The organism is Catenulispora acidiphila DSM 44928, from assembly GCF_000024025.1.
In the GTDB taxonomy this organism is placed as follows: Bacteria; Actinomycetota; Actinomycetes; order Streptomycetales; family Catenulisporaceae; genus Catenulispora; species Catenulispora acidiphila.
The window spans coordinates 1,724,431-1,742,773 of the sequence record NC_013131.1; the positions used below are offsets into that span (position 1 = coordinate 1,724,431).

Genomic DNA, 18,343 nt, shown 5'->3' on the forward strand with positions numbered 1-18,343 from the left:
TGACTGTGATTGAAGACCGACCAAGGGGAGCGTGGGCATGAGCGCTGAGGACCTCGAGAAGTACGAGACCGAGATGGAGCTTCAGCTCTATCGCGAGTACCGCGACGTGGTCGGCCTGTTCAAGTACGTGGTCGAGACCGAACGCCGCTTCTACCTGACCAACCAGGTGGACCTCGCGGTCCGCTCGGCCGACGGCGAGGTGTACTTCGAGGTGACCATGGCCGACGCCTGGGTGTGGGACATGTACCGCCCGGCACGGTTCGTGAAGAACGTGAAGGTGGTCACCTTCAAGGACGTGAACGTCGAAGAACTGGCCAAGAGCGACCTGGAAGTCCCCACGGACTGATCGGGCCGCACTTCTCGCACCACTCATTGAATAAGCAACAAAAACGCCCGTCACGCGTGCCCACTAAGCCACACGAGTGACGGGCGCTCGCATTCCCCCCGACTTATCCACAGCCCCCGAACCCCACCTCGCGCACCGCCCCCGCCACCGGCGACCCTCGATCACAAGCGCCCCACCGAGGGCGACCCACCGATCGGGAGGAGCGCAGCCGTGGCCGGAACCACCCCATTCCTCGAGGTCGAGCACCACCCGACGGACTTCCCGTCCCAGGCCGACCACAGCACCCTGTCCCCAGGCCAACTAGGCCGCGAAGGCGAAGACCTGGCCGCCGCCTACCTCACCGCCTGCGGCTACCACGTCCTGGACCGCAACTGGCGCTGGCGAGGCCCCGACGTCCGCGGCGAACTCGACATCATCGCCCTAGCCTCCGACCTCCTGGTGACCATCGAAGTCAAAACCCGCCGAGCCGCCACCGGCGCCCGCCCCTTCGACGCCATCACCGAAGCCAAAAGAGCCCGCCTCTGGAAACTCACCAACCGCTGGCTAGCCGAACACCGCCTCGACCCCGCCGTCCGCCACCACCTCCCCCGAGGCATCCGAGGCATCCGCCTAGACGTCATCGGCCTCATCTACCCCACCGACGGCCACACCGAGCCCACCATCGACCACCTCCAGGCGGTGTGACATGCACCCCACCGGCATCGCCGCCCCGCCATCCGCCGTGCGCGGCACCGAGGTCCCTGACCATGCTCAGGCGCCGGCCACCCGAGCTATCGCCCCTGCTCCGGCATCCGCCATGCGCGCCGCCGAGGTCTCCGGCCGCACTCAGGAGCCAGCCACCCGAGCCATCGCCGCTACACCGGCATCCGCCATGCGCCGCGCCGAAGTCACCGACCATGCTCCGCCGCTGGCCACTCGAGCCATCGCCCCTGCCCTGCCGCCCGCCGTGCGCGCCGCCGAGGTCTCCGACCATGCTCCGGTGCCCGCCACCCGAGCCATCGCCCCCGCTCTGCCATCCGCCGTGCGCGGCGCTGAGGTCTCGGGCCATGCTCCGGCGCCAGCCGCCCGAGCCACCGTCCTTGCTCCGGCATCCGCAGCGCTCGGCGCCGAGGTCTCCGACCGTGCGCCGGCCACCGGAGTCGTGGTCTCTGCTCCGTCATCGGCAGTTTGCCGCGCTGAGCAAGTGCGTGCCGCTCGAGCTTTCATCGCGAGCACTGCCGCGCGGCGGACCGTCACCTCCGACCGCCAGCCTGTCGCCCGCGCCATGGTTTCGGCGCCGAGCGCTGCCGCCTGTCGCGCCGACGACTCCGATCAGCAACAAGTCGCCCGGGCTTTCGTCTCCGCAGCAATCCGGCTCGCGCCGGTCCTGCCGCTGCCCTCGGAGCGGGACAGATCTTCCGTCTACATCGGCCGCCACCGTCGCAGCGTTACCGGCGCTCCCTGCCCCACCTCCCGTCAGGCGGCCCGGTCATGAGCGTCGCTCGCACGCATGCCGTCTCCCTCAATGGCACGCAAGGTGTCGTCGTCGAGGTCGAAGTCAACGTCACTCGTGGCGCCACCCGGACCCAGATCCTCGGGCTGCGCGACACCGTCCTGTCCGAATGCCGCGATCGGGCCCGCGCCGCCGCCTACAACTCCGGCCACCGCTGGCCCGAGGGCAACGTGATGGTCGGCCTCTCCCCGGCCTGGGTCCGCAAGGAGGGCTCAGCCTTCGATCTCGCGGTGGCCGCCGCAGCCCTCGCCGCCGAAGGCGCCGTCAGCCAACTGTCGCTACAAGGCGCCATGTTCCTCGCCGAGCTTTGCCTCGATGGTCGCCTGCGTCCGGTCCGCGGCGTCCTCCCCGCCGCGCTCGCCGCCCGCGATCACGGTCTGACCAGCGTCTTCGTCGCGGAACCCAATGCCCTGGAGGCTTCCCAGATATCCGGCCTCGAAGTCCATGGCATGCGCTCCCTGGCGCAGGTCGTCGCCTATCTGCAGGGCACGGAGATCCCAGACGCCGAACCCCTCCCGCTCGACACCGCACCGCGCACCGGTCCGCTCCGCCCGGTTCGCCCGATGCCCGACATGGCCGACGTTCTGGGCCAGTACGACGCGCGCCGTGCCCTCGAAGTCGCCGCGGCCGGCGGCCACCACCTGCTCCTGGCCGGTGCTCCCGGAGCCGGCAAGACCCTGCTCGCCGAGCGCCTGCCCTCGATCCTGCCCCCGCTGGCCGAGACCGAGGCGCTGGAGGTCTCCTCGCTCCACTCGATTTCCGGCACGCTGCCCTGGGACAAACCCCTGATCACCGACCCGCCGTACCAGAGCGTCCACCACACCTGCACCGTCGCCGGCATGGTCGGCGGCGGCACGGGCCGCATCCTCCCCGGCGCCATCAGCCGAGCCCACTGCGGCGTCCTGTTCGCCGACGAGATCGCCGAGATGCAGCGCGCCGTCTTGGAAGCCCTGCGCGAACCCCTCGAGGCCGGTGAGATCGTTATTGCCCGCGCCTCCGGCACCGTGGTCTTCCCCGCCAGGTTCCTGCTGGTCGCAGCCATGAACCCCTGCCCCTGCGGCCGCGCCGGAACTGCGGGCGGCCTGTGCACCTGCACCCCTGACGCGCGCCGCCGCTACACCCAGAAGCTCTCGGGTCCCTTCCTGGACCGCATCGACCTCCGCCTGTCCATCCACCCCGTCGGCCGCGCTGAACTCTTCGGCGCGCTCCCCGGCGAATCCAGCGCCGACGTCCGCGACCGCGTCCTCGAAGCCCGAGACCGAGCCACCCACCGCTACGCGGGCCGCCCCTGGACCACCAACGCCCAGATTCCCGGCAGCGCTCTCCGCGCCGAATTCGCCCCCGCCCCCGCCAGCCTCACCGACATCGACTCCCGCTACCAAGCAGGAACCCTCACCGCCCGCGGCTACGACCGCCTCCTTCGCGTCGCCTGGACCCTCGCCGACCTCACCGGCCGCCCCCGCCCCGGGCCCGACGAAGTCGCCACCGCCCTCTCCTTCCGCCAAGGCCTCCCCGGCCAACTCGCCACCTGACCCACCAACCCCGACACCCAGGAGCCCACCATGACCTCCCTGCTCGCCTTCCCCGACACCCCGAACCCCGACCTGACGAACCCTGACCTGACCTCGAATCCTGATCTGCCGGCGAACCTGGAACCGACAGTGACCCCCGGCCTCACCACGACCCCAGACCTGTCGGCCACCGTCAGACTGCCCCGCCACCCCGAAGCCGAGCCGGAGCCTTCCTCGATCGCCGACGCCGCCCCACCACCGCAACCGCAAGTGCAAACGCAAGCTCCAGAACTCTCGCTCCTCGCCCCCGACTCGCTCTTCTACGCGAGTCCCAGCGCCCCATCCCAGAACGACTCAGCGCCCTCAGATATCCCGAAGCCCTCGCTCCTCGCCCCGACTTCCCTCTTCTACGCACCAGCCGACCGCACCCCGCCGTCGTCCCCTGACACCCCCACCGGCGAGCCGCTCCTCTCGCCGACCTCGCTCTACTACGCGTCCGCCGACCGCCCGCTGCCCCCGGCACAGCCGAACCCTGAGCCGGCCGCCACCGCACCGCCTACCGCCGAACCGCCCACCGCCGAACCCCCGACCCCACCCGCGTCACCCACCGGCGGACCGCCACCTCACCCACCCACATCTCGCCGTGTGCCCGAACCTGTCCTCGTCACGTCCGAACCCCACGACCCCACCGCCGCCGACCGCCGCGCACGCCTCGTGCTCCATCACGCCTCCGAACCCGGCGACGCGCTGCTCTGCCGCCTCGTCGCACGCTTCGGCGCCCCGACCGTCGCCACCGCGCTCCTGTCCGGAAGCGCCGCCGACCTCCTGTCGGCCCACGACGAGGAGTCGGCCGCGGACCGCGCGGCCCTCATCAGCCGCGCCCACACGCTCCAGACCCGCTGCTACCGCGCCGATCCCGACGCTGATCTGGCGGTCAGCGAGAAGACCGGCGCCCGCTACGTCATCCCTGCCGACGACGCGTGGCCGACCGCGCTCGACGACCTCGGCGACGCCGCCCCGCTCGGCATGTGGTTTCTGGGCACCGCCGATCTGGTCGCGGCATCCAGACGCGGGGTCTCCATCGTCGGCGCACGGATCGCCACCGGCTACGGCATGCACGTCGCGGGCGAACTCGCCGCGGGCCTGGCCGAACGCGGCTGGGCGATCATCTCCGGAGCCGCGCGGGGCATCGACGGCGCGGCGCACCGTGGAGCGCTGGCGGCCCGGGGCGTCACCGTCGCGGCGCTCGCCTGCGGCATCGACCTCGTCTACCCCGCAGGTCACGAGGCACTGATCGGTGCCATCGCCTCCGAAGGCCTCGTGCTCTCCGAACTTCCGCCGGGTACGGCCGTCAGTCGCTTCCGATTTCTGGATCGCAACCGTGTCATCGCCGCGCTCGGGCTCGGAACCGTCGTCGTCGAAGCTGCGGCCCGCAGCGGCTCGCTCGTCACCGCGCGCCTCGCCGACAGCCTGGGGCGTCCCGTGCTCGCGGTCCCGGGACCTGTCACGTCTGAGGCCTCCGAAGGCACCCACCAGCTGATCCGCGACGGCGCGCTCCTGGTCACGCGCGCCGCCGAAGTGGTCGAACACCTCGGCGACCTCGGCGCAGACCTGGCTGAGCCCACCACCACCGCCCGCACCAGCTCCCGCCGTCCCCGCGACTCCCTCGACCCGATCGCGGCGCGCGTCCTCGACGCCCTCCCGATCGCCGGCCGAGGCACGCTCGACACGGTCGAAGCCGCCCTGGCCGCCGGTCTCGAACCCCGCGCCGTGCACGCAGCCCTCGGCCGCCTCACCACAGCCGGCTGGGTGGATCGCGACGAGCGGGGGTGGTGTGCTCGCCTGCTTCCTTGAGCTCGCTTGCCTCTCTGAGGCTGCCTGCCGTCGCGCCCGACGTCCGAGTGATCGCCGCTAGCCCACGAATCCCGCCGCCCACCGACTCAGCCCTCGAACCCGCTTTCTTCCACCCCGAAAGGAGCCGCGATCGACCTCACCCCGACCCCTCACCACACCCCCTCGCCTAGTCCCCGCGCACGTCCGCGCCGCGCCCGGGTACGGAACCGCCCCGGCGGAGCCGTCACCTGGCGCGGGCCGGATCCCCGAGCGATTGCCCGGGCTGCCGACCTGCTCCTGGAGCGTCATCCGACGTAGGCTGGTGACGTGGACGACGCGTACCGGGCGGCCCTGGACCGCTTCGAGGAGGATCTGCGGGCGCGCAGGTTGTCCCCGCACACGGTGCGTGGCTACGTCGCCGACCTCGTGGACCTGTTCGGTTTCGCCGAGCGCGCCGGCGTCGCCGAGCCCACGCAGATCGGGCTGGACGTCGCAAGGTCCTGGCTCGCCGAGACGGCCGCGTCCGGAGCGGCCCGAGCGACCCTGGCCCGGCGCACCGCGGCGGCACGCGCGTGGGGACGCCAAGCCTCAACACCGGGCCTGGTCCGCCTGGTGACCCCGAAGCCACGCTCGCCGTTGCCGGCCGTGCTCTCGCAGCGTCAGATGACCGACGCCCTCACGACAGCCGCCGACGACGCCGCGACGCACCCGCACGATCCGCTGGCACTCCGAGACTTGGCCATCCTGGAGTTCCTGTACGCCACAGCGGCGCGCGTCTCAGAGGTGTGCGCCCTGAACCTGGACGACGTGGACTTCACACGGCGCACTGCCCGCCTGTCGGGCAAGGGCGGCCGCGACCGCACGGTGCCCTTCGGCGTGCCGGCGGAGCGCGCGCTGCACGCGTGGCTGGCGGCCGACGCGCGCGGCGCCGTGCTCGCCGCCGCGCGCGCCAACGGTGCCAGGCGCGCTGGCGCGGCCGCCGCAGCGGCAGTTGGGTGGGTGGGTGGGGGAGGGGGAATCCAGAAAACTGAAACCGAAGCGGTCTTCCTCGGCGCCCGCGGCTCCCGCATCGACCCCGCCGTGGTCCGCCGCCTCGTCCACGCACGCCTGCGCGCGACCCCCAACACGCCGGACACCGGTCCCCACGGTTTCCGCCACACCGCCGCGACTCACCTGATCGAGGGGGGCGCGGATCTTCGTGACGTTCAGGAGCTCCTCGGTCACGCTACGCTCGCAACAACCCAGATCTACACCCATGTGACGGCAGAGCGGATCAAGGCACGGTATGCCCAGTCCCACCCGCGGGCGTGAGGACAGCGTCCTCGACCAGGCGCAGCTCGCAGCGGCCCCCGGCGCCGCCGACGCGGCGTCGCAGGTCGCGGCTGCCCCGCGGCCGCGGGCCGGCGGCCACGCCCCGGGCGAGCGCACGCCGTCGCACGACCTCGGTACCGCCACCGGCACCCGCACCGCCGCCGTGCCGGCCCCGATCGACGGGAACCGGACCGTCGGTCACGACAGCGAAGGCGACCGCGCCACGACCCAGGAACCGCACACTGACAAACCAGCCGACAAGCAAGCCGACAAGCAAGCCGATACACCAACCGGCAAACCAACCGACAAGCAAGCCGATACACCAACCGGCAAACCAACCGACAAGCAAGCCGATACACCAACCGGCAAACCAACCGACAAGCAAGCCGATACACCAACCGGCAAACCAACCGACAAGCAAGCCGACAAACCCATCGACAAGCCCGCCCCCGACACCGCCCTCGACATCCTCTGGGACGACTTCAAGCGCACCGGCGACCTCGGACTCCGCGAGCGCCTGATCCTCCATTACTCCCCGCTGGTGAAGTACGTCGCCGGCCGCGTCCGCGTCGGGTTGCCGGGGGCGTTGGACTCCGCCGACTTCGTCTCGTCGGGGATCTTCGGGCTCATCGATGCCATTGAGCGCTTCGAGCCGCATCGGCATGTGAAGTTCGAGACGTACGCCATTGCTCGGATTCGTGGCGCCATCATTGACGAGCTGCGGGCGCTGGACTGGATTCCGCGGTCGTTGCGGCAGAAGGCTCGGGAGATCGAGCAGGCTTCGGTGCGGTTGGAGCAGGAGTTCGGGCGGACGCCGAGTGAGTCGGAGATCGCGCGGGAGCTGGGGATCGGGCTGGGGGAGTTGCGGCAGATCTTCAGCAAGCTGTCTTTGGTGAACGTCGCGGCGCTGGACGAGTTGTTGGCGCTGCCGACGCAGTCCGGGGACCGGATTCCGCTGATGGAGACGTTGGAGGATGGCGACGCGCCCGACCCCGTGGCGCTCTTCGAGGTGCAGGAGACGCGGGCTTTGCTGGCGCGGGCGGTGAACTCGCTGCCGGAGCGGGACAAGACGGTGGTCACGCTGTATTACTTCGAGGGCATGACGCTCGCGCAGATCGGCGAGGTGCTCGGGGTCAGTGAGAGCCGGGTATGCCAGATCCACACCAAGGCCGTGTTGACGTTGCGGGGCAAGTTGTCGGCCAAGGAGTGACCGAAGTAGCGGGTTGGCGTGACTGGCGAAAACGGCAGGAATCGCCGGAGCAGGACATTCATCGGACCGTGCTCAACGCCGGGTTGTGTACACGTGTGTGGACGCGGCACCTTAGTGCGCATGCCCAGGATCCGTGCCGCCACTGTCGTCGAGCACCGGGAGATGCAGCGCCGCGCCTTACTGGAGGCGGCGCGCGACCTGGTGGCCGAGGGCGGGGTCGCCGCGTTGACGTTCCCGGCGCTGGCCAAGGCGACCGGGCTGGCACGCTCGAGCGTGTACGAGTACTTCAAATCCCGCGCCGACGTGATCGAGGCACTGGTCGCGCACGAGTTCCCGGCCTGGATAGGAGAGGTGCGCGCGGCGATGGCAGCCGAGACGACGGCCGAACGGCAGCTCGCCGCCTATGTGCGACGCCAGCTGGGCCTGGTCTCCGAACCCGGGCACCGCGCACTGCTGGCGTTGTCGGGGCAGGAACTCGACGGCGACGCCCGCGACCGCATCCGCGCCGCCCACGGCTGGCTACTCGACCTGGGCATCGGCGTACTGCGCGCGCTGGGACACCCTGAGCCGCGCCTGGCCGCCTCGCTGGTACAGGGCACGGTCGACGCCGCCGCAAAGCGCATAAGCCTCGGCGCGGACCCGGCGGAGGTCACCGAGACTGCGGTATCGATGGTCTTGTTCGGCGGCCTGGGCTCGGCGCGACGCCACACCCAAGCGCTGAATGCTCAAGCGGGCCAGACGCGCCCGCAGCCCGGGGGAAGCACGCGGCGCCGAACGGCATCGGCGACTTGATATCGCGTACCGCATCCCAACGCGCTGACAATCCCGACCATCCCGACCATCCCACCAATCACCCAGAAGCACTCAAAGCTCGTGACACCGCCCGCCCCGCACGCCCATCCTGGCGGCCATGCGCCTCCGCAGAACTCTGGCGCTCGCCGCCGTCGCCACCGCGCTCTCCGTCGCGCTTCCGGCGTTGGCGTACTCGGCGCCGCGTCTCCTCTCCGCTGCCGTGGTGCACCACACCGAAGACCCCGACGCCACCCACAACCCAACCCACAACCCAACCCACAACCCAACCCACAACCCAACCCACAACCCAACCCACAACCCAACCCACAACCCAACCCACAACCCAACCCACAACCCAACCCGCACCTGGACCTGGCCCGCTTGCCCCACCAGTCGGCGCATGTGCTCCCGTGATCGTCCACGGCTTCCAGCCTCCCGCGAAGCGGTGGCAGACCGGGCATCGCGGTGTCGACCTCCTCGGTGGTCCGGGGCAGGAGGTTCTGGCTGCCGGTGAGGGCACCGTCAGCTACGCCGGGATACTGTTCGGCCGTCCCGTCGTCGCCATCGACCACACCGCGCCGGGTCGGGACACGCTGCGTACCACCTACGAACCTGTCGATCCCGCCGTCAAGGTTGGCGACAAAGTTCGGACCGGTCAGCTCATCGGCCATCTCGTCGACTCGCCCTCTAACCACTGCGCGCCGCTGACCTGTCTGCACTGGGGTCTCGTGCGTGGCTTCGGGCATGCTGAGCGCTACCTTGACCCGACTGCGTTGCTGAACCGGGGACCTGTGCGGTTGTTGCCGGTGTGGGGAGTGCGGTGGGGGTGAGGTGCTTCGGGCCGCGTGGGAAAACTCCTCCCCGCGGCCCGGTAGACTGCTGGCAGCAGCCGGAGTCCCCTCTGGCTGACTTCGCGTGTCCGGCAGCCGTCCACCCGCAAGGGCGACGGCCCCGAGGCGCCTCGGTCCGCCCTCCCAGCGCAAGCACGGCGAGCGGTACAGCGTCGCGGGTCTGCTCGGCGGCAGGTCTTCGTGCCTGGTGCCGTGAATGCCGGTCACCAGGGACAACCGAGACCGATCAGGGAGGACCACGGCATGGCCGTCGTCACGATGCGCCAGCTCTTGGAGAGCGGCGTGCACTTCGGGCATCAGACCCGGCGCTGGAACCCGAAGATGAAGCGATTCATCCTCACCGAGCGCAACAGCATCTACATCATCGACCTGCAGCAGTCGCTGTCGTACATCGACCGCGCCTACGAGTTCGTGAAGCAGACCGTCGCCCACGGCGGCACGGTGATGTTCATCGGCACCAAGAAGCAGGCCCAGGAAGCCATCGCCGAGCAGGCGACGCGCGTGGGCATGCCGTACGTGAACCACCGCTGGCTGGGCGGCATGCTGACCAACTTCAGCACCGTCTACAAGCGGATCCAGCGCCTGCGGGAGCTGGAGGAGGTCGACTTCGACGACGTCGCGTCCTCCGGGATGACCAAGAAGGAACTGCTGGTCATGCGCCGCGAGAAGGAGAAGCTGGAGCGCACCCTCGGCGGCATCCGGGACATGTCCCGCGTTCCGTCCGCGGTGTGGATCGTGGACACCAAGAAGGAGCACATCGCGGTCGGCGAGGCGCGCAAGCTGCGCATCCCGGTCGTGGCGATCCTGGACACGAACTGTGACCCGGACGAGGTCGACTACAAGATCCCGGGCAACGACGACGCGATCCGCTCCGTCGCTCTGCTGACCCGCGTGGTCGCCGACGCCGTCGCCGACGGTCTGATGTCCCGTGCCGGCAGCAAGTCCGGCGAGGGCGAGCAGGCCGGCGCCGTGGCCGTCGACGAGCCGCTGGCCGACTGGGAGCGCGACCTGCTGGCCGTGGACGACGCCAAGGCCGCCGAGGCCTCCACGGCTCCGGCCGCGGCTGCCGAGACCCCGGCTGCTGAGACCGCGGCTGCCGAGACCCCGGCCGACGAGACCCCGGCCGCCGCCGCGACCGAGGCTCCGGCCGCCGACGAGGCGCCCGCTGCTCCGGCCGCCGCTGCGCAGGAGGCTCCGGTCGCGGCCGAGGCCGCCGCCGAGGTCCCCGCGGAGACCCCGGCCGAGACCCCGGCTCCGGCCGAGGACGCGCAGGCCTGAGCCTGAGCCGGTCCGACTGGCTGATTTCCACGGCGAGCCGGGGCGGGCACCCCGCCCCGGCTCGCCGGTAGCCGATCCACGCCGATCCACTTAAGGACGACTAACAATGGCGAACTACACCGCCGCCGACGTCAAGAAGCTCCGCGAGCTGACGGCCGCCGGCATGATGGACTGCAAGAAGGCGCTGGAGGAGACCGACGGAGACCTGGACAAGGCCGTCGAGTTCCTGCGCGTCAAGGGGCTCAAGGGCGTCACCAAGCGGGAGGGCCGCTCGGCCTCCAACGGCCTGGTCGCCTCTGCCGTCGACGGCGTGTCCGGCACCCTGATCGAGCTGAACTGCGAGACCGACTTCGTCGCCAAGGGCGAGGCGTTCCAGACCGTGGCCGCCACCGTGCTCGCGCACGTCGTGAACGCCAAGCCGGCCGACGTCGACGCGCTGCTGGCCTCGGAGATCGAGCCGGGCCAGACCGTGCAGGTCTTCCTGGACACCGCGAACGCCACGCTGGGGGAGAAGATCGAGCTGCGCCGCTTCGCGCAGTTCCACGACGGCTACGTCGCCTCCTACCTGCACAAGACCTCCCCGGACATCCCGGCCCAGATCGGCGTCCTGGTCGAGCTGGACACCGAGAACGCCGAGGTCGCCAAGGACATCGCGCAGCACATCGCCGCGTTCTCCCCGTCCTACCTGACGCGCGATGAGGTCCCGGCCGACATCGTGGAGACCGAGAAGCGCCTGGCCGAGGAGACCTCCCGCGAGGAGGGCAAGCCGGAGGCCGCGCTGCCGAAGATCGTCGAAGGCCGCGTCAACGGCTTCTTCAAGGAGAACGTCGTCCTGGAGCAGGCGTTCGCCAAGGACCCGAAGAAGACGGTCAAGAAGATCCTGGACGAGGCCGGCGTGTCGCTGAAGCGTTTCGCCCGGTTCCGCGTCGGTAGCTGACCGGATCTGAAAAACTAAAGAGCACCGAATAGCTACGTCGAAGGAGCCGCTGCTGTGAAGGAAACCAATAAGGAAACCGACACGGCGGCGGTTCCTTCGCGTACCGAGAAGAACCGCAGAGTCCTGCTCAAGCTCTCCGGCGAGGTGTTCGGCGGCGGCCAGATCGGCGTGGACCCGGAAGTCGTCAAGAGCATCGCCAAGGAGATCGCGGACGTCGTCTCCGAGGGCGGGGTCGAGGTCGCGGTCGTGGTCGGCGGCGGCAACTTTTTCCGCGGCGCCGAGCTGTCGCAGCACGGCATGGAGCGCTCCCGCGCGGACTACATGGGCATGCTGGGCACCGTCATGAACTGCCTGGCGCTTCAGGACTTCCTGGAGAAGCTCGGCATCCCCACGCGGGTGCAGAGCGCGATCACCATGAGCCAGGTCGCCGAGCCCTACATCCCGCGCCGGGCGATCCGGCACCTGGAGAAGGGCCGCGTCGTGATCTTCGGCGCCGGCGCCGGCATGCCGTACTTCTCCACCGACACCACCGCCGCGCAGCGCGCGCTGGAGATCCACGCCGAGTCGATCCTGATGGCCAAGCAGGGCACCGACGGCGTCTACGACTCCGACCCGAACAAGAACCCGGACGCGGTCAAGTACGACACGCTGTCCTACGACGAGTTCCTGGCGCGCAACCTGAAGATCGCGGACGCCACCTCGGTGTCCCTGTGCCGGGACAACGGTATGCCGATCGTGGTGTTCGGCCTGCAGCCGGGCAACATCGCGCGGGCCATCCGCGGGGAGAAGCTCGGGACCGTCATCGGCCCGGCGCACTAGCCGCGAGCCCGCACCGTATCGGTGCGGCCGGCCGCGAACGCACTAAGCTGCGCTTGAGCTTTGTAGTGGACACAGCAGAGCGCGAAGACTTCTAGGGAGCCCCCAAGTGATCGATGAGACCCTCCTCGAAGCCGAGGAGAAGATGGACAAGGCCGTCGAGGTCGCCAAGGAGGATCTGTCGGGGGTCCGCACCGGCCGCGCCAACCCGGCGATGTTCAGCAAGCTGACCGCCGACTATTACGGCTCGCCCACGCCGCTGAGCCAGATGGCCTCCTTCCAGGTCCAGGACGCGCGCATGGTGGTCATCGCGCCGTACGACAAGACGGCGCTGGGCGCGATCGAGCGCTCGATCCGGGACAGCGACCTGGGCGTGAACCCCTCCTCGGACGGTGTGGTGATCCGGGTGGTGTTCCCGCAGCTGACCGAGGAGCGCCGCAAGGAGTACATCAAGGTCGCCAAGACCAAGGGCGAGGACGCCAAGATCTCGGTCCGCAACATCCGCCGGCACTCCAAGGAGAGCCTGGACAAGCTGGCCAAGGACGGCGACGCCGGCGAGGACGACGTGCGCCGCGCCGAGAAGCACCTGGACGAGCTGACGCAGAAGCACACCGCGCAGATCGACGAGATGCTCAAGCACAAGGAAGCGGAGCTGCTGGAGGTCTGAGCCCGCACCGGGCTCGGCCTGCCGGACAGGCCATCCGACGTCCACCGCGGACCGGCGGCTATGATCGCTGCCGGTCCGTCCGCGTTTTCCCACCAAGTTCACGCGAGTCGGGCGGCGGAATTCACGAGGGGCGAGTAGGGGATGGTGCGGGCGCATGGCATCCACGCAGACCAGGCGCGGTGAGGCGCGGGCCCCCGGCGACGGGCCGGGCGGCGGCGGTGCCGGGCGTTCTGGCGCGGGCTCGCGCGGCGCCGGCGGTCCGGGTGGCTCCGGCGGTCAAGGTGCTCAAGGCGGCCAGGGTGGTTATGGCGGCCAAGGCGGTTATGGCGGTCCCGGCGGTCCCGGCGACGGCCCGGGCGGAGCCAACGGCGGCGGACCCGGAAGCTCCGGACCGGGCGCATACGGCACCGGCGGCACCCCCGGCCCGGCCGGCAACGCCCCCGGCAAGCCCTCCGGCCGCGCCGGACGCAACCTGCCGGCCGCCATCGGCGTCGGCGTCGCTCTGGGCGCGGTCCTGCTCGGCACGCTGTTCCTGCGCGGCGCGTTCGCGGTCGTCGTCGCGATCGCCGTGGTGATAGGCGTCCGCGAGCTCGCCCAGGCGATGTCCACCCGGGACGTGCAGGTCCCGTGGCCGCCGATCGCCGCCGGCGGGCTCGGCATGATCGCCGGGTCCTGGTTCGGCGGCCCGACCGCGATGGTCGCGGTGCTGGCGATGACCGCGCTGGCGGTGCTGGTCTGGCGGATGGCCGAGGGCGCGGACGGCTTCCTGCGCGACGCCACAGCCGGTCTGTTCACCCTGGTCTACGTCCCGATGCTGGCCTCGTTCGCGGTGCTGATGCTGGCCCAGGACAACGGCTACAAGCGCGTGATCCTGTTCCTGACGCTGCCCATCGCCAACGACACCGGCGGCTACGCGACCGGCGTCTTCTTCGGCAAGCACAAGCTGGCGCCCAAGATCTCCCCCGGAAAGACCTGGGAGGGCCTGATCGGCTCGCTGATCGTGACCGCCGCGGTCGCCTCGATCGGCATCACGCAGATGCTGGACGGCAAGGTCTGGCAGGGCGTGCTGCTCGGCGTCGCCGCGGTCGCCTCGGCCACCCTCGGCGACCTGATCGAGTCGGTCATCAAGCGGGACCTCGGCATCAAGGACATGGGAAACCTGCTCCCCGGCCACGGCGGCATCATGGACCGGCTGGACTCGATGCTGGCGACCGCGCCGGTGGCGTGGCTGCTGCTGGGATTGTTCCTCGGCTGGAAGTAGCGGCGTGTAGTAGCGGCCTGATACGTCTCTACCTCTAGATGCAGACGATAGACCGACGGCCCTGTGCGATATTCCCTAAGGGAACCGCACAGGGCCGTCGGTCTATTAGCGATGTCTTCCGTTAGGCGGCGCGCACCATGGCGTCCTCAGGAGCGTTCTCCGCCGCGAGCACCGCCTCTACGAAACCCGTCGGGTTGTCCAGCGTGATGTTGTGTCCGCAATCCGGCAGGGCGACGACGTTCACTCCGGAGGCGGTCAGCTCCTCAGCCCCCTTCAGCGGACCGTCCGAGGCGGGGTAGAGGTAAGTCCGCGGGACGTCGAGCGTCTTCAGGATCGCGCGTCCCTCGAACCGCACCAGGTTGGCGGCGCTGCGGTACAGCGCCACCGCGCCGGCCAGCCGCATGGTCGCGCGCCAGCCGGGATGCACCTTCTCCAGCGTCTCCTCGTAGCCGCCTCCGCGCAGGAACACGGTCTCGCCGTACCTTGCGATCTGCGAGGAGCCGGGACGCGGGATCTCCGGCGCCGGGTCTAGGTTCGAGTCGATCAGCACCAGGCCGGAGACCAGGTCCGGATGCCGGAGGGCGAGTACGGTCGCGATCGAGCCGCCCATGCTGTGCGCGAGGATCTGCGCGCCGGAGACGCCGGCCTCGCGCAGCGCGATGGCGACCCAGTCGGCGTGGTCCTCCAGGGCGTAGTCGGCGTCGACGGGCCGGTCGCTGACGCCGAACCCGAGCAGGTCCAGCAGCAGGGAGCGCCGGCCGCGCAGACCGTCGCTGGCGGCGACCTCGGCGAAGCAGTGGGCCGAGCTGCCCCCGAGGCCGTGGATGTAGACGCGGGCCGGCTCGGTGCCGGGAAGTTCGGTCCAGCGGATCGCGGAGCCGTCGGCGCGGACCTCGGCAGCGTGCAGTGTCATGGCATACCCTCCCGTCGATATACCTCGGTATCGATGTACCTCGGCGCCGAGAAAGATACCTCGGCGCCGAGGTATCCTCAACCCATGCTGGAGTTCGCGATCCTCGGCTTCCTCTTCGAAGCCCGACTGCACGGCTACGAGCTGCGCAAGCGGCTGGCCGCGCTGACCGGCCACATCCGCCCGATCGCGGACGGCACCCTCTATCCGGCGATCAAGCGCCTCGTGGAGGGCTGCTTGGTGATCAAGAACCTGGAGGCGGGGTCGATCGCCGCGCCCCGGCACATGCTGGAGCTGACCCCGGCCGGCCGCGACAAACTGCTGCGGATGCTGCGCGAGCCCCCCGAGGTCTTCGTCACTGATGAGAACCACTGGTTCTGCCTGCTGGCGTTCCTGCGCCACCTCGACGACCCGGCGGCGCAGGCCGCGGTCCTGCGGCGCCGCCTGGAGTTCCTGAGTGTCCCGGCGAGCTTCTTCTATGAGGACGATCACGCGCTGAGCGCTGAGGAGGTCGGCGACCCGTTCCGGCGCGGTGTGCTGGAGATCGCGCGTGTGACCAGTCGCACTGAGCTGAAGTGGCTGGACGCGACCATCGAGGAGCTCGATGAACTGAGCGGTCACTCGGGCGTGGGAAACTAGTAACACTATGTCTGCCGAAGCTCCCGCAACGCCCGTGCCCGCCGTCGACACCGACGCCGTCGAATCCGTCGACGTCACCATCGCGCCGAAGCCGCCGCGTCCCGGCGAGCTGACCTTCACCTCCCCGCGCCGCGCCAAGCCGCCGCGCCACCTGGCCGACCTCACCTCGGCCGAGCGCAAGAAGGCGCTGTCCGAGCTGGGCCACCAGGGCTTCCGCGCCGCGCAGGTCTCCCAGCACTACTTCGGCCACCTCGCCGACGACCCGGCCCAGTGGTCGGACGTCCCGGCCGCCAAGCGCGAGGAGCTGGCCGGCATCCTCACCCCGCGCCTGCTCACCCCGATCCGCGAGCAGACGGCCGACAACGGCACCACTCGCAAGACCCTGTGGCGCCTGTTCGACGGCGCGACGGTCGAGTCGGTGCTGATGCGCTACCGCGACCGCACCACGATGTGCGTGTCCTCCCAGGCCGGCTGCGGCATGAACTGCCCGTTCTGCGCCACCGGCCAGGCCGGTCTGACCCGCAACATGTCCACCGGCGAGATCGTCGAGCAGGTCGTGGCCGGCGCCCGGACGATGGCCCGCGGCGAGGTCCCCGGCGGTCCGGGCCGGGTCTCCAACGTCGTGTTCATGGGCATGGGCGAGCCGCTGGCGAACTACAAGGCGGTGATCGGCGCCGTGCGGCGGCTGACCGAGCCGGTGCCGGACGGCCTCGGCCTGTCCGCGCGGCACATCACGGTCTCCACCGTCGGCCTGGTCCCGGCGATCGAGAAGCTGACCGCCGAGGCGATCCCGGTCACCCTGGCCGTCTCCCTGCACGCCCCGGACGACGAGCTGCGCGACACCCTCGTCCCGGTGAACACCCGCTGGAACGTCTCGGAGGTTCTGGACGCCGCCTGGCGCTACGCCTCGGTCACCAAGCGCCGGGTCTCCATCGAGTACGCGCTCATCAAGGACATCAACGACCAGGCCTGGCGCGCCGACCGCCTCGGCCGCATGCTCCGCAACAAGCTGGTGCACGTGAACCTGATCCCGCTGAATCCGACCCCGGGCTCGAAGTGGACCGCCTCGCGGCCGCAGGACGAGGCCGAGTTCGTGCGCCGGCTGCAGGAGTGGGGGGTACCGGTGACGGTGCGCGACACTCGCGGCCGGGACATCGACGGGGCTTGCGGTCAGCTCGCGGCGGCGGTGAAGTAGGGCGGTACAGCCGCACCGACCGGGGGAGGACCCATGCCGCCGACAGGATTCCATCACGTCGAGATCTGGGTGGAGGACCTGCGGGCGGTGGAGGCCTCCTGGGCCTGGCTGCTCGGCCAGCTCGGCTGGGAGCTCTACCAGAACTGGCCCGAGGGCCGCAGCTGGCGCAACGGCGATGCCTACCTCGTGGTCGAGCAGTCCTCGGCGGTCCGGCCGGGGCTGCCGTATGACCGGCTGCGTCCCGGGCTGAACCATGTGGCGGTGCACGCCCCGGACGAGACGACCGTCGACCGCATCCAGGCCGCGGGACCGGCGCACGGCTGGGAGCAGCTGTTCGCCGACGTCTACCCGCACGCCGGGGGACCGGAGCACTACGCGGCCTACCTCGCCGACGTCGCCGGGTTCGAGGTCGAGGTGGTGGCGCCGTCCGCCGCCGGGACCGCGCAGCATGGGAAGAGCGCGGCCGACGCAGAGGGTTGATCAGGAGGATTGGTCAGGAGGGTTGATCAACCGGGTTGATCATCCCTGCGTTCGGGGCGCGCGAACCGGCCCGGGCGCGGTACCGTCCGCCTCATGCCCAGCGAGCGGAAAGCAGGCTTGATCGTCGTTTTCGGAGCCGGCGGGCGCGCCGGCAAGGCCGTCGTGCGGGAGTCGCTGCGTCGCGGCCATGCGGCGCTGTGCGTCGTCCGCGATCCGGCGAAGTATCCGGGCCTGGAAGCGCTCGGCGACGAGGTCGCGGTCGTCGCCGGGGATCTCACCGACGCCGGCAGCGTCGCCTCGGTGCTCGCTCAGGTGCCCGGCGAGGTCACGGCGCTGGTGAACGCTGTCGCGCCGTTCACCGCGACGCCCGATTCGGTCGAGGGCTTCGATCCGGACTACTACGTCGGCTTGGTCGAGAATCTCAGCCAGGCTGCTCGGGATCGGGACTGCCGAGCGGTCGAGATCGGCTTGTTCGCGATGCTGAGAACCGGCGAACTCCGGCTGTTCCAGGACGAGGTGGCGTTCCCGGCGTACTTGCGGCCGTTCGCCGTGGCTCGGCTGCGCGGGCTGAACGCGTGGCGCGATCAGGATTCCGAGGTCGACTGGCTCGTTCTCACACCGCCGCCGCGCCTTTCGCCCGATGCGCGACCGACTGGCCGCTACCGCCTCGGCGACGACTTGCTGGACCGTGCGGCGACGCCGGTGCTGTTCTCCTACGACGACCTGGCTGTCGCGGTGCTGGACCAGATCGACACGCCGACGGTCCACCGCTGCCAGGCCGCGGTCTACGGCCTGGCTCCGGCGTCGTAGGCGT

The 18,343-nt window shown here is 70.4% G+C and carries 17 protein-coding genes and 1 pseudogene; 17 read left to right on the plus strand and 1 reads right to left on the minus strand.

Annotated features, from left to right (window positions below):
- Window positions 1-37 precede the first annotated feature (37 nt).
- The 13 genes and pseudogenes from CACI_RS07570 (at window position 38) to CACI_RS07635 (ending at window position 14,305) form a co-directional block, all read left to right on the plus strand.
- Window positions 38-346 carry a DUF2469 domain-containing protein gene (locus tag CACI_RS07570; protein WP_012785735.1) on the plus strand — a complete coding sequence of 103 codons (309 nt, stop codon included), beginning with the start codon at window positions 38-40 and terminating at the stop codon, window positions 344-346.
- Window positions 347-556: 210 nt separating this feature from the next.
- Window positions 557-1,030, plus strand: a complete 474-nt coding sequence (locus tag CACI_RS47595; protein ID WP_012785736.1) for a YraN family protein — start codon at window positions 557-559, stop codon at window positions 1,028-1,030.
- A 786-nt stretch (window positions 1,031-1,816) separates the two neighbouring features.
- Window positions 1,817-3,370 carry a YifB family Mg chelatase-like AAA ATPase gene (locus CACI_RS07580; protein WP_012785738.1) on the plus strand — a complete coding sequence of 518 codons (1,554 nt, stop codon included), beginning with the start codon at window positions 1,817-1,819 and terminating at the stop codon, window positions 3,368-3,370.
- A gap of 30 nt (window positions 3,371-3,400) precedes the next feature.
- A complete protein-coding gene (gene dprA / locus CACI_RS07585; protein ID WP_012785739.1) occupies window positions 3,401-5,203 on the plus strand; it encodes a DNA-processing protein DprA in 1,803 nt (600 codons plus the stop codon).
- A gap of 306 nt (window positions 5,204-5,509) precedes the next feature.
- A complete protein-coding gene (locus CACI_RS07590; protein ID WP_012785740.1) occupies window positions 5,510-6,493 on the plus strand; it encodes a tyrosine-type recombinase/integrase in 984 nt (327 codons plus the stop codon).
- Window positions 6,494-6,926: 433 nt separating this feature from the next.
- Entirely contained in the window at window positions 6,927-7,703 is a 777-nt protein-coding gene (gene whiG, locus CACI_RS54105; RefSeq protein WP_041541313.1) for an RNA polymerase sigma factor WhiG, read from the plus strand.
- Window positions 7,704-7,823: 120 nt separating this feature from the next.
- Window positions 7,824-8,396 (plus strand): annotated as a pseudogene (locus tag CACI_RS07600) (TetR/AcrR family transcriptional regulator); the annotation flags it as partial.
- Between the two features lie 509 nt (window positions 8,397-8,905).
- Window positions 8,906-9,325, plus strand: coding sequence for a M23 family metallopeptidase (locus tag CACI_RS48965; RefSeq protein WP_012785743.1), 420 nt, complete (start codon window positions 8,906-8,908; stop codon window positions 9,323-9,325).
- A 264-nt stretch (window positions 9,326-9,589) separates the two neighbouring features.
- Window positions 9,590-10,624, plus strand: coding sequence for a 30S ribosomal protein S2 (rpsB, locus tag CACI_RS07615; RefSeq protein ID WP_012785744.1), 1,035 nt, complete (start codon window positions 9,590-9,592; stop codon window positions 10,622-10,624).
- Between the two features lie 106 nt (window positions 10,625-10,730).
- On the plus strand, window positions 10,731-11,561 hold the full coding sequence (gene tsf / locus CACI_RS07620; RefSeq protein ID WP_012785745.1) for a translation elongation factor Ts: 831 nt from the start codon (window positions 10,731-10,733) through the stop codon (window positions 11,559-11,561).
- Between the two features lie 54 nt (window positions 11,562-11,615).
- Entirely contained in the window at window positions 11,616-12,380 is a 765-nt protein-coding gene (pyrH, locus tag CACI_RS07625; protein ID WP_012785746.1) for a UMP kinase, read from the plus strand.
- Between the two features lie 106 nt (window positions 12,381-12,486).
- Window positions 12,487-13,044 carry a ribosome recycling factor gene (gene frr / locus CACI_RS07630; RefSeq protein WP_012785747.1) on the plus strand — a complete coding sequence of 186 codons (558 nt, stop codon included), beginning with the start codon at window positions 12,487-12,489 and terminating at the stop codon, window positions 13,042-13,044.
- Window positions 13,045-13,198: 154 nt separating this feature from the next.
- Window positions 13,199-14,305, plus strand: a complete 1,107-nt coding sequence (locus tag CACI_RS07635) for a phosphatidate cytidylyltransferase (RefSeq protein ID WP_012785748.1) — start codon at window positions 13,199-13,201, stop codon at window positions 14,303-14,305.
- A 121-nt stretch (window positions 14,306-14,426) separates the two neighbouring features.
- On the opposite strand, the gene CACI_RS07640 is transcribed toward CACI_RS07635, so the two are convergent.
- Complete coding sequence (locus CACI_RS07640; protein ID WP_012785749.1) at window positions 14,427-15,218, minus strand: alpha/beta fold hydrolase; 792 nt, start codon at window positions 15,216-15,218, stop codon at window positions 14,427-14,429.
- Between the two features lie 84 nt (window positions 15,219-15,302).
- Here CACI_RS07640 and CACI_RS07645 point away from each other — a divergent pair, with 84 nt between their 5' ends.
- The 4 genes from CACI_RS07645 to CACI_RS07660 all read left to right on the plus strand — a co-directional run bounded on the left by CACI_RS07645 (window position 15,303) and on the right by CACI_RS07660 (window position 18,339).
- Complete coding sequence (locus CACI_RS07645) at window positions 15,303-15,854, plus strand: PadR family transcriptional regulator (RefSeq protein WP_012785750.1); 552 nt, start codon at window positions 15,303-15,305, stop codon at window positions 15,852-15,854.
- Window positions 15,855-15,861: 7 nt separating this feature from the next.
- A complete protein-coding gene (rlmN, locus tag CACI_RS07650; RefSeq protein WP_012785751.1) occupies window positions 15,862-17,049 on the plus strand; it encodes a 23S rRNA (adenine(2503)-C(2))-methyltransferase RlmN in 1,188 nt (395 codons plus the stop codon).
- A 33-nt stretch (window positions 17,050-17,082) separates the two neighbouring features.
- The gene (locus CACI_RS07655; protein ID WP_012785752.1) at window positions 17,083-17,529 is read left to right on the plus strand and encodes a VOC family protein; all 447 of its coding nucleotides are present in this window, start codon (window positions 17,083-17,085) and stop codon (window positions 17,527-17,529) included.
- Window positions 17,530-17,622: 93 nt separating this feature from the next.
- Entirely contained in the window at window positions 17,623-18,339 is a 717-nt protein-coding gene (locus CACI_RS07660; protein ID WP_012785753.1) for an NAD(P)-dependent oxidoreductase, read from the plus strand.
- Window positions 18,340-18,343 lie beyond the last annotated feature (4 nt).

Coding starts and splice junctions, on each gene's coding strand:
- rpsB (WP_012785744.1), top strand. CDS start 9,590: ATGGCCGTCGTCACGATGCGCCAGCTCTTGGAGAGCGGCGTGCACTTC.
- CACI_RS07580 (WP_012785738.1), top strand. CDS start 1,817: ATGAGCGTCGCTCGCACGCATGCCGTCTCCCTCAATGGCACGCAAGGT.
- dprA (WP_012785739.1), top strand. CDS start 3,401: ATGACCTCCCTGCTCGCCTTCCCCGACACCCCGAACCCCGACCTGACG.
- CACI_RS07635 (WP_012785748.1), top strand. CDS start 13,199: ATGGCATCCACGCAGACCAGGCGCGGTGAGGCGCGGGCCCCCGGCGAC.
- CACI_RS07660 (WP_012785753.1), top strand. CDS start 17,623: ATGCCCAGCGAGCGGAAAGCAGGCTTGATCGTCGTTTTCGGAGCCGGC.
- tsf (WP_012785745.1), top strand. CDS start 10,731: ATGGCGAACTACACCGCCGCCGACGTCAAGAAGCTCCGCGAGCTGACG.
- CACI_RS07655 (WP_012785752.1), top strand. CDS start 17,083: ATGCCGCCGACAGGATTCCATCACGTCGAGATCTGGGTGGAGGACCTG.
- CACI_RS07640 (WP_012785749.1), bottom strand. CDS start 15,218: ATGACACTGCACGCTGCCGAGGTCCGCGCCGACGGCTCCGCGATCCGC.
- rlmN (WP_012785751.1), top strand. CDS start 15,862: ATGTCTGCCGAAGCTCCCGCAACGCCCGTGCCCGCCGTCGACACCGAC.
- CACI_RS07570 (WP_012785735.1), top strand. CDS start 38: ATGAGCGCTGAGGACCTCGAGAAGTACGAGACCGAGATGGAGCTTCAG.
- CACI_RS07645 (WP_012785750.1), top strand. CDS start 15,303: ATGCTGGAGTTCGCGATCCTCGGCTTCCTCTTCGAAGCCCGACTGCAC.